Origin of the sequence: Paraburkholderia sp. CHISQ3 (genome assembly GCF_030464945.1) — a bacterium.
Classification (GTDB): Bacteria; Pseudomonadota; Gammaproteobacteria; order Burkholderiales; family Burkholderiaceae; genus Paraburkholderia; species Paraburkholderia megapolitana.
Genome location: NZ_JALPRG010000001.1, coordinates 120,057 through 135,320, shown reverse-complemented (window position 1 = coordinate 135,320; position 15,264 = coordinate 120,057). Strand labels below are relative to the sequence as shown.

At 58.6% G+C, this 15,264-nt stretch carries 13 protein-coding genes; 6 read left to right on the top strand and 7 right to left on the bottom strand.

Annotated features, from left to right (window positions below):
- Positions 1-27 precede the first annotated feature (27 nt).
- The 4 genes from rfbG to M0D65_RS00615 form a co-directional block, all read right to left on the bottom strand.
- Complete coding sequence (rfbG, locus tag M0D65_RS00630; protein WP_170275788.1) at positions 28-1,128, bottom strand: CDP-glucose 4,6-dehydratase; 1,101 nt, start codon at positions 1,126-1,128, stop codon at positions 28-30.
- A gap of 2 nt (positions 1,129-1,130) precedes the next feature.
- Entirely contained in the window at positions 1,131-1,898 is a 768-nt protein-coding gene (gene rfbF, locus M0D65_RS00625) for a glucose-1-phosphate cytidylyltransferase (protein ID WP_091010699.1), read from the bottom strand.
- 626 nt (positions 1,899-2,524) lie between these two features.
- Positions 2,525-3,133, bottom strand: coding sequence for an SIS domain-containing protein (locus M0D65_RS00620; RefSeq protein WP_177228263.1), 609 nt, complete (start codon positions 3,131-3,133; stop codon positions 2,525-2,527).
- A gap of 398 nt (positions 3,134-3,531) precedes the next feature.
- Positions 3,532-4,656, bottom strand: a complete 1,125-nt coding sequence (locus tag M0D65_RS00615) for a TylF/MycF/NovP-related O-methyltransferase (protein ID WP_266250338.1) — start codon at positions 4,654-4,656, stop codon at positions 3,532-3,534.
- 470 nt (positions 4,657-5,126) lie between these two features.
- Between M0D65_RS00615 and M0D65_RS00610 the strand changes: the two genes are divergently transcribed.
- The gene (locus M0D65_RS00610) at positions 5,127-5,327 is read left to right on the top strand and encodes a hypothetical protein (RefSeq protein WP_143098045.1); all 201 of its coding nucleotides are present in this window, start codon (positions 5,127-5,129) and stop codon (positions 5,325-5,327) included.
- A 198-nt stretch (positions 5,328-5,525) separates the two neighbouring features.
- Here M0D65_RS00610 and M0D65_RS00605 read toward each other — a convergent pair whose 3' ends face one another.
- Together M0D65_RS00605 and M0D65_RS00600 are read right to left on the bottom strand one after the other, a co-directional pair.
- Positions 5,526-6,569, bottom strand: coding sequence for a glycosyltransferase family 2 protein (locus M0D65_RS00605; RefSeq protein ID WP_266250336.1), 1,044 nt, complete (start codon positions 6,567-6,569; stop codon positions 5,526-5,528).
- A gap of 5 nt (positions 6,570-6,574) precedes the next feature.
- Complete coding sequence (locus M0D65_RS00600) at positions 6,575-7,117, bottom strand: HAD family hydrolase (RefSeq protein ID WP_266250334.1); 543 nt, start codon at positions 7,115-7,117, stop codon at positions 6,575-6,577.
- Positions 7,118-7,470: 353 nt separating this feature from the next.
- Here M0D65_RS00600 and M0D65_RS00595 point away from each other — a divergent pair, with 353 nt between their 5' ends.
- From M0D65_RS00595 to M0D65_RS00580, 4 genes are read left to right on the top strand one after another with little or no spacing between them, the layout of a single operon-like run.
- The gene (locus tag M0D65_RS00595) at positions 7,471-8,313 is read left to right on the top strand and encodes a glycosyltransferase family 2 protein (protein ID WP_266250332.1); all 843 of its coding nucleotides are present in this window, start codon (positions 7,471-7,473) and stop codon (positions 8,311-8,313) included.
- A complete protein-coding gene (locus M0D65_RS00590; protein WP_266250330.1) occupies positions 8,310-9,266 on the top strand; it encodes an SDR family oxidoreductase in 957 nt (318 codons plus the stop codon). The genes M0D65_RS00595 and M0D65_RS00590 overlap by 4 nt, the downstream gene beginning before the upstream one ends.
- 8 nt (positions 9,267-9,274) lie before the next feature.
- The gene (locus M0D65_RS00585; protein WP_266250328.1) at positions 9,275-10,309 is read left to right on the top strand and encodes a glycosyltransferase family 4 protein; all 1,035 of its coding nucleotides are present in this window, start codon (positions 9,275-9,277) and stop codon (positions 10,307-10,309) included.
- A 5-nt stretch (positions 10,310-10,314) separates the two neighbouring features.
- Entirely contained in the window at positions 10,315-12,201 is a 1,887-nt protein-coding gene (locus M0D65_RS00580) for a nucleoside-diphosphate sugar epimerase/dehydratase (protein WP_266250327.1), read from the top strand.
- Positions 12,202-12,260: 59 nt separating this feature from the next.
- On the opposite strand, the gene M0D65_RS00575 is transcribed toward M0D65_RS00580, so the two are convergent.
- Positions 12,261-13,361, bottom strand: coding sequence for a glycosyltransferase (locus M0D65_RS00575; RefSeq protein WP_266250326.1), 1,101 nt, complete (start codon positions 13,359-13,361; stop codon positions 12,261-12,263).
- A gap of 219 nt (positions 13,362-13,580) precedes the next feature.
- Here M0D65_RS00575 and M0D65_RS00570 point away from each other — a divergent pair, with 219 nt between their 5' ends.
- Positions 13,581-15,248, top strand: coding sequence for a methyl-accepting chemotaxis protein (locus M0D65_RS00570; RefSeq protein WP_266250325.1), 1,668 nt, complete (start codon positions 13,581-13,583; stop codon positions 15,246-15,248).
- Positions 15,249-15,264: the final 16 nt, after the last annotated feature.

Below are 15,264 nucleotides of genomic sequence, written 5' to 3'. Positions count from 1 at the left end.
AATGGGAGGACCTTGTAGGAATCTTGATTACTTGTTCGCTGCGCGTTGTTGCGCCGCGACTGAATAGTGTTGAATTTGCGCGAGGCAGACTTGCTGCATGTTTTCACCGCCGGTCTTCGCGCGATGCCATGCAACCGTTGCCTCAACCGCCGTGGGCAAATTCCAGCTCGGAACCCAGCCCAGGTATTGTTTGGCTTTAGAGCAATCTAGCTTCAGGAAGTTGGCTTCGTGGGGTTGTTCTGCGCCATCCTGTTGCCAGCGAGCCGACTCGCCCCATTGCTCGATGACGAGCTCGACGACTTCTCGCACGCTGCGCGCGTCGGTATCGTTGGGGCCGAAGTTCCAGCCGCCGTTGAAGGCAGTACCCTGTTGTGCGAGGGCCTGCGCCAATACCAGATAGCCCGATACGGGTTCCAGTGCGTGCTGCCACGGGCGCACGGCACCGGGGTTGCGGATCATCAACGGCACGCCTTTCTGGAATGCAGCAATGGCATCCGGAACCAGTCGGTCTGCAGACCAGTCGCCTCCGCCAATCACATTGCCTGCTCTTCCAGACGCGATGGCTACACCGTGGTCTGCATAACGTGCGGCCGGAAAGAACGATTCGCGGTAAGCGGCCGTCACCAGCTCCGCGCAGCCCTTGCTATTGCTGTACGGATCATGTCCGCCCATCGGCTCGTTTTCGCGGTAGCCCCAGGGCCACTCGTTGTTCTGATAGCACTTGTCGGAGGTCACCATGACGGCGGCACGCACCGAGTCGCACTGCCGGATCGCGTCGAGTACATGGACGGTGCCCATGACATTAGTCGCGTACGTTTCAACCGGCTCTGCATACGAATAGCGCACGAGAGCCTGCGCTGCCATATGAATTACGACATCGGGACGGAACTTGACCATTGCGGCCGTCAGTTTCTCCCGGTCGCAAACATCGCCGAAGTGATTTTGCTCAAGCGTAGCGAGCACACCCGCTGTGTCGAAAAGACTCGGCTGCGTGTTGGGCTGCAGCGCATAGCCGGCCACTTTGGCACCCATGGACGCCAGCCACAGCGACATCCAGCCACCCTTGAAACCGGTATGGCCGGTCAGGAATACGCGTTTGCCTTGCCAGAACGCCGGATCAACGACCATCGTCACTCCCACGTTTTCCACGGTGCGTTGCCCGACGTCCACAACTCTTCGAGGTGGTTTTTGTCGCGCAGCGTGTCCATGGGCTGCCAGAAGCCGGGATGAAAGTAGGCCTGCAGTTGATCGCTTTTCGCGAGGGCTTCGAGCGGTTGCCGCTCCCAGAGCGTTTCGTCCGCTTCGATGAGATCGATAGCGGACGGCTGCAGTACAAAGAACCCGCCGTTGATCCAGCCGCCGTCGCCGGTCGGCTTTTCGACGAATGAGCGCACTTGTGTGCCGTTCAGTTCCAGCGCTCCGAACCGGCCCGGAGGCTGAACGGCAGTCATCGTCGCCTGCTTGCCATGCGCGCGATGAAAGGCGAGCAGATCAGTGATGTTGACGGAGCCAACGCCATCGCCGTACGTCATGCAAAAATCGCCGTCGATATAATCGCGTACACGGCGAAGACGGCCGCCAGTCTGCGTTGTCTCGCCGGTGTCGACGAGCGTCACGCGCCACGGTTCGGCCTTTTTCTGATGGACTTCCAGGGAGTTTTTTGCCAGGTCGATCGTTACGTCGGACATGTGCAAGAAATAGTTGGCGAAGTATTCCTTGATCAGATACCCTTTGTAGCCGCAACAAACAATAAAATCAGTCAAGCCATGTGCGGCATAGATCTTCATGATGTGCCACAAGATCGGCTTGCCGCCGACTTCGACCATTGGCTTCGGTCGGACAGACGTTTCTTCCGAAATTCGGGTCCCGAGACCCCCTGCAAGCAGTACAACTTTCATCTAGGCTCAGCTCCTCGGAAATAATGATTTGGGGCAGTCCCGCAGTGACCGGTCACGCAAACAAGCGATGCACATCGCCAAAATAAAAGTGGTCACGATCGGCGCGACGATAGTGGTTTCAAAAACCGGGCACCCTGTGATAAAGCCGTATCAGAAGATGCCTGATTGTACGATTAGAGTTCTGGGCCTCAAAGGAACGTTAGATATCGTTGCAAATGACCGAGGAAGTTACAGGTTATCGAGGCGGCGAAGCCCTTGAGTTCAGGGGTAAGGCCTGACGACGGCGACATGCGCACTGGTTCGGGTTGCACCGTCCAATATTGACGCACACGCGCGATGATTGACATCGGGGAGGACATCCCGACCGATGAGCGTCCTGCTGCATAGGGCTGAAAACGCTGCGGCCAAGATTCGCAAATATTGTAAATTGTGTAACTGAGCTAACCAAAACGTGCGCTGGCAATGCACGTGCTAACCCGAGATCATACCGCAGAGGCAAGCAGGGGTGAAGCGTTTCCGGGCAAGAGAGGGATGCTCCGATCGTTTCCGGTCAGGGCGCCGAGCCTGAAGCGCGTCAGGACGGTTTGTGGGCTTGCGGGCAACGCCCGCAAGCCGGCGCATGAAAGTCAGTGCGCTGCTTCTACGGGAAACATCGCCAGTTCAACCGCTTCGCACACACTGTGTGCCAGCAGGATATGCAACTCCTGGATCGTGCTCGTGCGGCTGCCGGGAGCAACCAATGCGTAGTCCGCGAGCGTTGCGGCTTCGCCACCACCAAAGCCCGTAAAGACGATCGACTTCACTCCAGCCTGTTTGCACACCTGCAACGCAGACAGGATGTTCTTCGATTTTCCGGATGTCGTGATGCCCAGAAACACGTCATTGGGCTTCAACTTCGCGATCAATTGTCTGGAAAATACGTGTTCGTACCCGTAGTCATTACCGATGGCGGTAAGAATGGACGTATCTGTTGTCAGGGATTCTGCCGGGAGGGGATTTCTGTCCCGCGCGAGCCTACTGACGAATTCCGCGGCCAGGTGTTGGGAGTCTGCAGCGGAGCCACCGTTGCCAGCGATATAAAGTCGACCACCTGCCTTGTAGCAGTCGATTACATGCGATGCCGCTTTCGAAAAGGTTTCGAGTAAGCGCGCGTCGTTGAGTAGCGCTTCTTTCGCGCGGATGGATTGGGCTGTATTGGTTTGTAGAATATCTACGGGGCTGGAGGGGCTTGTCATAGCATTAGTCATTGGTTGATTGCGCGGTTGTCGTTAGAAAATGTGCGGTGGCTCTCGGATCAGAGTGGGTCAAAGCGCAAAAACTTGCGCCCGCATAGGGTCTGTTGCGGCACCGGAGGCTTTGACGCGGAGAGTGGGTCTGTTGTGTTTCGCCATCTTCCAGGGCGCCCACTGACCGCATGCACAATTAGTGGCGGGGCATATCGTGCCACTCCGGGCGGCGTAATGTGGGCCGTGCTCGCCAATATTGCGTGATTGTACGACCTGGGTGGCTCGTCGCATAGATGAGTCGTTGTATCGAATCGTTAGCGGCTGGGCAAGACCGGTGCTTCATATCAATCAGGTTGAGCCACCTCGACACGCGATCGAACGCCAGTCTCTCAGGCCTCTATGTTCGATTATCGCCCGCCAGTGAAAACTGCTTTTAACGCCCGCAGCGGCGCTGTCAAGCGCCAGCTGGTCGACGCGTGCAGCGCGAGGACGCTGCCTTGTAGTTCATCGATTCTTCCGTTGCGAGCGCGGAGTTGCTCGTCCTTCTCATGAAGCTGTCCGTTCAGGGCGGACAGTTGCTCGTCGATGGCGTGCAGTCTTTCCTCCTTGTCACGCAACGCCGTCTCGAGGGTATCGATACGGGCCAGTGCATTCGCAAATGGGGTCTCTTTGAGGGGCGTCGTATTGACCGCTTCTTCGCTGGATTCCCCTGCTGCACTGATCGCCGGCGCCGGAAAACGATAGACGAGATGCGGGTAGGCTTGTTCCGCATGCAATCCTGTCGCCTGAATCATTCCTTCGACCGCTTCCAGCGCACCGAGACATGTTGCTTGCAGGGGATCGTCGAATGCGAGGTAACCACCGGAGGCATGCATCTTCGGCCGCACAACCTCAGTCGCAAACTTGACTGCAGAGTAGATATCGCAATCGATATGCGCGAGAGTGACGGCGTCGATCTTTTCGAGCAGCGCCGGCGCTGTCTGCTCGAACAAGCCCTGGACAGGGATCAGATTGACCAGTTGATTCTCTTGCGCAAATGTACGTAGCGCGTCAAGTGAGCTGTCCTTGAAGTCTCCCGCCATATGCAGGTCGCGTGCGGTATCCGTTTCAGGCATTCCCTCAAAGGTATCGAGCGCATAGACCTTGGCCTTCGTCTCGAGCCGACGCGCGATATTCGCCATGAAGATCGCCGAGCCACCCTTGTAGCTCCCGAATTCGACGATGTCGCCCTCGATACCGGCCAGGCCATACTTCAGGATCAGAAACAGATTCATGAGCTTGTGCTCGTCGACCACGGTCCAGCCCCGCGCCAACTCCATGCTCTCTTTGTAGATGGGATCCTGCGCGATCGCGGGCGCAATCCCCTCGGGTGACTGAAGTCCCCACGATCGCACGTAGCCGGCGGTCACATTCCTGCCGGCGACAACACTGTTCGATGTGTTGACGTGAAGTTGACGGAGCGCGTGCTCGAGATCGGGCCCGTGAGTTTGATTTCTGAGGAGCGAGATTCCTGCGAGATGGAGATTCGTCATCCCTGCCAGTCTGGAAGTTGGTTCAAAAGGACTGCTCGGCACATGCCCGGATGTTCCGGCAGACGAGTAAGCAGCCGATGAATTCGACAAACGCGTTCGTGAATACTAACACCATGACCGACAGACGTCCGGGTCGATGACCGGCGTCATACAGCATTGACAAAACGCTCGAACCTCAAGGCCGATTCTGTGAGCTTGAAGGTTTTTTTCGATCGATTCGAGAGCAATTTCACGTAAGCGACAGCTTGATCACCACGGAAACAAGATGAACTGGTATTGATTCGAAGATCTCGACAACAGCGAAAATTCCCCCTCAGCTTGAGCCTGATTGTCTAAAACAGATTACCCATCGGGTTCCTTACGATTTGCCGCCATTGTGGAGTGTCTTTCACTATGCAGTGTCGCTAATCGTCTTACTCGCAGTAGAATCGGATGCCCGGATGGTCCGGTACACAAAGGAGAGTTCCGAGATGGGAAAATTCGTTGGAAGCCAGGCTGTAAATATCGCAGTCGATATTGTTAGAGATGCTTTAAGAAGCGATGCTATCAAGCTGCTTGGTCCCATCAACAAGGACGAAGCAGAAGCGTGCGCAAAAGCCGATGCGAAATACCTGGCGACGCTACTCAACGAGGTTCATGAGCAAATAACCAATCCCCGTCCCCAAGGTTGAAGTTGTCGTCGCCGGTGGCCTTTTGAAACGAGCAATGCGCTCGAAAGGGACTTATATTTCGTCGTCGGTTGCAGCGGTTTCTGCTCACCGACGGTGGAGGTCGAAAGATGACGTTCGTCAATTAAGGTACTTGTCCCGCAGATTGTCATACGGAGAGGCTTTGCGCCTGGCATGCATCGCCCTCGTTCCGTACGGTCCTCAAGGTCGACTGATCAACAAAGACAGGCGGTGTCGCGCAAAATGCATCCCGCGCTTCAGCTCCCCATTCCATATCCTTCCCGTGAGAACGGCGCCCCATCCCCACAGAATTGCAAGCGGTTTGGGCCAGGCGATAATCGGTGCGCAGAAAAACAGAAACGCCGCCCGATGGCCGAACTGTGTCTTGAAGCGTCGCAGCGTCGCCGGCGCGTTTCCGCCACCGGACAGGCGTTGTCTTAGCAGGTTGAACGGGTAATAACTGATCAGCATCTTGTTGCCCAGCCGATTGACTGCCTCGGGTTGCAAGCCCGCCGACTCATACGACTTCAGGATGTCGAAAAATTTTTCGACAAAAATCTCGGAAAAATCATAACCACCGGAGTTGGCCCGTTTGCACGCAAGGATGTAGTCAAGGACGTACGCGTTCAGACCTGCTCTAAGCGCTGGCAGGATGACAAGGTGTACCTGAACCAGATTGCTTCCGCAAAACACTCGCGCATCGATCTCGCGTTGCAGGTCCTTGTTAATAATGCAGGCGGATATGAATGTGACGAGCGAGCCGACTTCATACAGAAAGTCCGAGATGTCGGTGAAATCACGCCTGCCGCTGGTTCCGGTCGGTCGCTCCTTGACGAAATCGTGTTCGTATCCATACGCCTTCAAACAAACGACGCCGTAGTCGTTGCTTCGTAGCAGATCAACGACTTGTCGAAGTTTCCCGGGAAGATAAAGATCGTCATCGCCCAGAATCTGCACGTAGCGTCCCTGGGCGACATTGAAGCATTGCGCGATATTGGCATCGGACCCGATGTTTTGCTCATTGCGTATCGAGCGGATGTTCAACCCTTGTTGACGGATCGCTTCTACGGTTGCCGCGGTGTGATCGGAGGAACAGTTGTCGGAAACAACGATCTCCACTGAACCATCATCAAGCAGATCGAGGTCCGGCAGGAACTGGCGCAAACACAGTTCAACATACGCGGCGCGGTTGAACGTAGGGATAGCGATCGTAAGAAGGGGGCGAGTCGAGGCGCGAGTTTCCATGCTGTCTATCGGCCAGGTAGACGAAGATATGCAATGGCGTCGAGCGGAGACGTCACCTTGATCGCCGGCTGGTAGTTCGACTCATCGCCCATATAAAGCAACGTAGCCACTCCGGCTGCGCGTCCTGCATCCATGTCGGTCTTCTTGTCGCCAAGAAAGACAGACTCGCCAAAGTCTATTTCATAGTCGCGCGCGGCCTGCAGCAGCATGCCCGGAGCGGGTTTGCGGCAAGCACATTCCTGACGATACTTGCCGTCCCCATGTTCCGGGTGATGCGGGCAAAAGTAGACTCGTTCTATCGGTCCACCTGCCTCGGCGAACTTTTGAGTCACCCAGTTCATCAAGGTCCAGAAATCTTCCTCGGTGTAATAGCCCCGGCCGATGCCCGCCTGGTTCGTTACGATAAACGTCTTATATTCCCGACGCATTGCTTCAGTTACGAGTTCGAATATTCCGGGGATAAACTCGAATTGATCCTGCCGATGCGTGTATCCGGAATCGACGTTGACCACGCCGTCCCGGTCAAGGAATAAAGCTCGCTGTTTCATAGGGCATCTCTCTTCGCTCTTATCACGCGTGCCAGACCGCATCCTTCACGCGCTAGTCCAGTCGGGCATTACTCCGACGGCCCGACAGTCTAGCAGGTTGCCTTGTTGCTATCCGCGGCTACCGGCCGCCGGGGCGCCAACGCCCGGTTCGGGCGAGGCCCTCGTTGCGAGAATCTTCGTATGCACCCAATGGGCTAAAATACGCACGCTTACGGAGGGTCGGATGTTGTTTCCCCACGTAACAAAAGGAAAAGCTGGTTGTCCGACTCGCCTGTTTTGAGGAGACTGATGTCTCCGCCAGCGCGTCGTCGAAAAACACAAGTGTCGCGACCCAGGCACGCTGCCTCGTTTACATGAATATTAGTGCGCTGATTTCCGAAGTCGAGGGTCTGTCCGTGTCTGTGGTCGTATATCGACCGGACCCGGCGCAGTTGGCGCAAACGCTGGATAGTCTCGCGCTTGCATGCGACGCCCTGAGGGTGGCGAACCCCGGTGTTCCGATCGGCGTTCATATTGTCAATAACGGTGGCCTGCCGGACGATACCCCTTTGCTCGATGAGTTACGCGCCCACCAGTTGACATGCACGGTCATTGCGGGGCACGGCAACGTCGGTTACGGGCGTGGGCACAACCTGGCGATCGACCGCACCGCCAGCCGCTATCACCTCGTGCTGAATCCCGACATCGACCTTGAGCGCGATTCGCTCGTGCAGGCGATGGCGTTCCTCGACGAGCACCCGGAGGTGGGTTTGCTCACGCCGAGAATCGGCGATCACGAGGGCAGCATTCAGTACCTGTGCCGACGCTATCCGACGGTGCTCGACCTTTTTATCCGCGGTTTTTTGCCCGGCAGCGTGCGTAGGTTTTTCTCACGACGACTGGCGCGCTACGAAATGCGTGACCTCGTTAACGAACGCGACATCGTTTGGGATCCGCTGATTGTCAGCGGCTGTTTTATGCTGTTTCGAACGAGCGTGTTGAAAAAGCTTGCTGGTTTTGATCCACGTTATTTTCTGTACTTTGAAGACTACGATTTGAGTTTGCGCACCCACGACGTGGCGCGTGTCGCGTATCTGCCCGCCGTTCGCGTGCAGCATCACGGTGGAGGCGCAGCGCGCAAAGGTTCGTCGCATATCAGGATGTTCGCGGCATCAGCGGTCAAGTTCTTTAACCGTTTCGGTTGGAAGCTCCTATGACACATGTCCTGGTGAGCGGCGCAAACGGCTTCGTCGGGCAAGTACTGACGCGTGCGCTGGTTGACGCAGGTTACAGCGTGACCGGGCTGGTCCGTCGCGCCGCCAGTTGTGCGGACGGCGTAGCGGAATGGGTTCACGGCGGCAAGGATTTCGCCGGCCTGGCCGATGTGTGGCCTCAGGGGTTGAAGCCGGACTGTGTCGTGCATCTTGCGGCCCGCGTTCATGTCATGCATGACGATTCCCTCGATCCCGACGCCGCGTTCCGCGCGACCAATGTCGAAGGTACGTTACGACTCGCGGCCGCGGCGCGGCAAAACGGCGCGCGACGCTTTGTGTTCGTCAGCAGCATTAAGGCGGTGGCTGAATCGGATGGCGGACGTCCGCTTCGCGAGGGCGACGTCGTGCGCGCCGAAGACGCTTACGGGCGATCGAAGCGGGAAGCCGAGCAGGCGCTGATCCGCTACGGCGACGAGACGGGGCTCGACGTCGTGATCGTGCGCCCGCCGCTGGTGTATGGCCCGCAAGTGCGCGCGAATTTCCTGCGTCTGATGGACGGTATCTGGCGTGGCATGCCTTTGCCGCTGGGTACGGTGAGAGCGAGGCGCAGTCTCGTCTACGTGGGCAATCTCGCGGATGCACTTGTGTGTTGCGCCACTGACCCTCGAGCGGCTCACCAGTGTTTTCATGTTGCCGATAGCGACGATTCGACAGTAGCGGAACTCGCGCGCATGCTCGGCAGGCATCTGCAAAAGCCGGCGCGTCTGTTCCCCGTGCCAGTGAGCCTGCTTCAACTGGCGGGCCGACTGACCGGTCGTTTGCCGCAGATCGATCGTCTGATCGGAAGTTTGCAGGTTGATACGACACGGATTCGCACGGTTCTTGGCTGGCAGCCACGCTATTCAACCGACGACGGGCTTGCTGCAACAGCTCGCTGGTACCGCTCGACACATTGAGACCGTTCATGGCCACACAAGCTTTTATGGCGATCTCTCCTCAGCTCAGCGCAATACTTGCCGCGCTTGGTGCGGCATGCGTATGTGCGCTGATCCTGTCCATGCTGCTCAAGACCGGCCTGGCATGGCGTCTCGCCACCGACATTCCGAACGACCGTTCGCTGCACAACCGTCCCACACCGCGAGTAGGCGGCTGGGGCATTGTGCCGGTCTCGGTCGTAGCGATCGTGCTGGTTGCACCGAGCCTTTGGCTCGCAGCGGCCGCGACAGTTTTCCTCGCAGCGATATCGCAGATCGACGATCGCCGCGGGCTCCCCGCCCGCGTCAGGTTCGCAGCGCACCTGATCGCGGTAGTGGGACTCGTGGTCCTCTATCCAGCACCAGTCCCATGGTGGGTGCTCGCCGCCTTGTCATTTTTAATGCTCTGGCTAGTCAATCTTTACAACTTCATGGACGGCGCCGACGGACTTGCCGGCGGCATGACATTATTCGGCTTCTCCGGATATGCCGCCGCAGCGTTGATCAGCGCCCATCCGCTACCCGAACTGGCGCTGGCATCGGCGGCGGTAGCAGGAGCGGCAATCGGCTTCCTGCTGTTCAACTTCCACCCCGCACGTATCTTCCTGGGCGACGCAGGGTCCATCTCCACAGGCTTCCTGGCTGGCGCATTCGGTTACTGGGGCTGGCTTCACGGCGTCTGGCCGATCTGGTTCCCGGTACTGGTGTTTTCGCCATTTATTACGGACGCTTCAATCACCCTTACAAGACGTTTGTTGCGCGGTAAGAAATTTTGGCAAGCGCACCGGGAGCACTACTATCAACGTATGGTGCGCTCCGGCATTGGTCACGCTGGCACCGCTTGTGTTTGGTATCTCGTGATGGTTGTTGGCATAATGCTTGCTGTTTATGCACTCGACCGACCTTCGATTGTCCAGTGGAGTCTCGTTGCCACATGGATCGTTGCTTTGTGTTTGATGGGCGCGGCAGTCGATTTCCGCTGGCGTCGTTTCCAGTCAACACAGTCCGAACACTCTGAGGTATGACGCTGATGTTTAGATCCAGAGCCTCATGGCTGTCTTTCAGCGCTTTCCTTTTCGATGTCTGTGCGGTCGCCGCAGCGTGGCTGGTCGCCTACGTCATCCGCTTCAACGGTATCGTCCCGATCGAATTTCGAATGGGGGCGGTGCACTCGTTGCTGTGGGTGCTGCCTGTGTATGCGGTGATGTTCCATATCTACGGTCTTTACCGTGGCATGTGGGTGTTCGCAAGTTTGCCGGACCTGATGCGGATTTCCAAAGCAGTCGTGTCGGGTGCGCTGATCGCGATGGTCGTTCTGGTGATGGTTCAGCCACATCCGATCGTTCCTCGCTCAGTACTGGTCGTCTCCCCCTTGCTGCTGTTTCTGGCAATGGGCGGCTCTCGCGCCCTCTACCGCGCGACCAAAGAGTTCTACCTATACGGTGGCCTCGTGGCGCAAGGCAAACCCGTCATCGTTCTCGGCGCTGGCCGTGCCGGCGCAAGCCTCGCTCGTGAACTATCGCGCTCGAGCGAATGGCGCCTCGTCGGCCTACTCGACGATGATGTAGCCAAGCACGGCCGCGAAATCTACGGCTACAAGGTCTTAGGGCCCATCAGCGACCTTCCGCAACTCGCGGAGTCGATGAAAACCGAGTACGCGATCATCGCGATCCCCTCTGCGACCGTCGAAGCACAGCGACGCGTAGCCACGCTGTGCGTCCGTGCGGGTGTCCGCGCGATGGTGCTGCCTGCATTGACGACGTTGACACAGGGCCAGGCGTTCCTGTCGCGTGTACGGCACATCGACCTCGAAGATTTGCTGGGCCGTGATCCGGTGAAGATCGACACACCGCACGTCGAGGCACTGCTGCGAAACAGGGTGGTAATGGTGACTGGGGCCGGCGGTTCGATCGGCTCAGAGCTGTGCCGCCAGATCCTGCGTTTCGAGCCTGCGCAGCTCATCGCCTACGATCTATCCGAATACGCGATGTACAAGCTCACCGAGGAATTGCACGAGCGCTACCAGGGCGTGTCGGTAATCCCGGTCATCGGCGATGCCAAAGATTCGCTGCTGCTCGACCAGGTGCTGTCGCGCCATACACCGCACATCGTGTTTCATGCGGCGGCCTACAAGCACGTTCCGTTGATGGAAGAGCAGAATGCGTGGCAAGCGGTACGCAACAACGTACTTGGCACCTACCGCGTGGCACGTGCTGCGATTCGCCATGACGTCCGACACTTCGTACTGATTTCGACGGATAAGGCAGTCAACCCGACGAACGTGATGGGCGCGAGCAAACGCCTCGCCGAAATGGCCTGCCAGGCGCTGCAGCAAAGTAGCCAACGCACGCAGTTCGAGACAGTGCGCTTTGGAAACGTGCTGGGAAGCGCGGGTAGTGTGATTCCGAAGTTCCAGCAGCAGATCGCGAAGGGCGGCCCGGTTACTGTCACCCACCCTGAGATCACGCGGTTCTTCATGACCATTCCCGAAGCCTCGCAACTGGTGTTGCAGGCATCGAGCATGGGGCACGGCGGCGAGATCTTCATCCTCGATATGGGGCAGCCGGTCAAGATCGTTGACCTGGCTCGAGACCTGATCAAGCTGTACGGATTCAGCGAAGAGCAGATCCGGATCGTGTTTACCGGACTTCGCCCCGGAGAAAAGCTATACGAGGAGCTACTCGCCGACGATGAAACGACGACTCGCACACCTCATCCCAAACTGCGCATCGCCCAGGCACGGGAAGTAGCGGATAACCTGCTGGACGAATTGCTGCCGTGGTTGATGCAGCACCGCGTGCTGACCGTCGACGAGGTCCGTCGCGATCTACGGCGCTGGGTGCCGGAGTATCAACCGACGCTCGCACCGCCGCTCCAGAGCATCACGCCAGTGACGGGGATTCGCGCGTTGAAGTAACGAGTGGGCTCCCACGCACGGCGATAAACAAAGAAGGCGCTTACGCGCCTTTTTTGTTGTCACTTCCGTCCCTTCCGCACCACCAGCCACCGCGGCACCCGAAACCGCACAATACTCACGTAAAGCCAGACATACGTAAAAGCAAACACCACCACAAAGGCGAACAGATGCACCGTATGCCGCCAGAACAACGTCGCTGGAATCACAGCCACGAGACACAGTAGCCAAAGATAAGGCGAGGTAAGCGAATTCCGCTGCGTCAACTCCCGCGCTGTCCGCACCCCCACCGCCCAGCGCATCAGCCGCTTATAAACGAGCATATGCAGATGCACACCATCGGGTATCCCCGGTGAGATCCCCCGCACAAACTTCTTCCGGTAGATCGAGAAACACGTCTCGAAGATCGGATACATGAACAGCAGCACCGGATACCACGCGGACACATCGCGATTGCGCATCACCAGCATGATTGACAGCTCGGCCAGCATGAAGCCGATGAAGTAAGCGCCGCCATCGCCAAGAAAGATCAGCCCGGCCGGAAAATTCCAGATGAAGAAGCCCATCACCGCGCCCATCATGATCAGCGACGCGGACAGCACGATCGGGTCCGATACCTGAAACGCGACATACGCAAGCGACGCGAACATCATGAACGCGACCATCGAGGCGAGCCCGTTGAAGCCGTCGATGATGTTGATCGCGTTAGCCAGCGCCGCGACCGCCAGCACGGTGATCGCGCCGGAAATTACCGCATACGTGAGCAGGAAATCGAGAGGTGGCACGCTGATTCGCGTCACCGCGATATGCAACAGGAAGTAGGCAAGCGCCGCTGCCACCATCGTGCAGACGAGCCGCATGAGCGGCGAGACGCGCTTGGTCAGGTCTTCGACGAGGCCTGATGCGAACGCCGGCATGCCGCACGCAACCAGGCCGAGTATCCCCGCCGAAACAGCCGGATACGTGTGATGCAGCTGCACCGCCGAGACAATCAACCCAATCAGGATGCCGGTCCCGCCGATACGCGGCACGGGCCGCACGTGGAATTTCTGCACGCCGGCCAGATCGGTGTCGGTCGAAAATTTTTCGTGCAGATGCGCATAACGCACGATCAGCAGCGTGACCAGCAGCGAAACGATAAATCCGAGCGCAAAACTAAGCATGAATGTGGCCGGCCAGTACGCAAACGCCAGATTATACAAACGAATCCCGACAAGTCCCCGATCGACAGGTGCCGGCGGCATGCGGGCAGACCAGCCGCCCTCATGGATATCCCCTATACACCCACCGCGCCCAAACGCCGATATCCCGCTCAGGGAGGCCACGCCGGCAACCAGAAAAACGCACCCCGCACGCAACCGATAGACCGCCACGGACCCATCATGCTCAACAACCTCACCATTCGCGGTGGCCTGACCCTGATCATCTGCGTATTCGTCGCATTTCTGCTGACGGTGATTGGAGTCGGCTACGGCGCACTGAAGCACACCAGCGACGGTCTGCGCGACCTGCAACGCAGCTCGGCCGCGCTCGCGTCGCTGAAGACGAGCTCCGAGAAGTTGCTGCAGGTGCGTCTCGCGCTCGGCAGCTACGAGACGCTGTTCAGCATCGGCAAGGACACCGACGGACTGCTCGAAGCCGCTCACACGATGCTGGTCGATTCGAACAAGGACTTCGGTACCTACGCGAGCGGTCCGTTCGCGAGTGCCGACGAGCAGAAGCTGGCCCAGGCGGTTGCGCAGGCCCGCGACGCACTCGTCAAGCAGGCAATCGAGCCCGAGCACAAAGCGCTCGTCGACAACGACTTCAACACGTTCCGCACGATCCAGGGCGAAACCGCCGATCGCTACTACAAGGTCTACGCGAAGGCGATCGATGCCCTCGAGCATCTGCAAGCCGACGCCCAACGGCGCGACGCCGACGACATCGCTCAACGCTTTCGCATCACGGGTCTGCTGTTTGCAGCGATTGGCGTGATCTCGCTCGTGGTTGGTGTGGTTGCGCGCGCAATGATGTCGGCGGCGCTGATCAAACCGGTCAAGCGCACGATCTCGCACTTTCAGAGCATTGCAGCCGGCGATCTGACGATCTCGGTCCGCACCCGTTCGCGCAACGAAATGGGGCAGTTGCTCGGCGCGCTCGCACACATGCGCGACGGGTTGGTCGACACGGTATCGAAGGTGCGTGGCAGCACCGGCGCAATCGCACACGGCGTAAAGGAAATCGCCGCGGGCAATCTCGATCTGTCGCGCCGCACCGAGCAGCAGGCAGCGGCGCTCGAACGCACGGCGGCGAGCATCGAGGAGCTGTCGTCGACGGTGAAGCAGAACGCTGACAACGCGAAAGAGGGCAGCCGTCTCGCTCACGGCGCACTCGATACGGTCACGCGCGGCGGCGAGGTCGTCAACCGCGTGACGCAAACCATGGACGGCATCACCGAGTCGTCGCGCAAGGTCACCGAGATCACCGGGATGATCGAGGGCATCGCGTTCCAGACCAACATCCTCGCGTTGAACGCCGCCGTCGAGGCCGCTCGCGCCGGCGAGCAGGGCCGCGGCTTCGCGGTGGTGGCATCGGAGGTGCGCAGTCTCGCGCAGCGCTCGGCAACCGCCGCGAAGGAGATCAAGGAACTGCTCGGGCATTCGGCTGCACAGGTCGCGCAGGGCGCGGCGCTCGTCGTGCAGGCGGGCGGCACGATGAAAGACGCGATGCAGGCGGTGGAGCAGGTCACGAGCATCATGGCCGAAATCGAAGCGGCGGCGCGCGAGCAGAGTGCCGGCATCGAGCAGGTCAACCAGGCCATCACGCAGATCGATGAAGTGACGCAGAACAACGTCGCGCTCGTCGAAGAGGCGGCGGCCGCGGCGAAGTCGCTCGAAGAGCAGGCGGAGGTATTGCGGGAAGCCGTAGCGGTGTTTCGCATTGACCGGTCGGTCGTCGACTCCGAACCGGTGGTTTCTAAAGTGCCGAAGTTGCCGGAGCAAGCGGGCGCGATCGGGTACAGGCCACACCCGGCCCTCGAACATCAGACTGAAATCGTCACCACCTGAAAACAGCTTCAGGCGA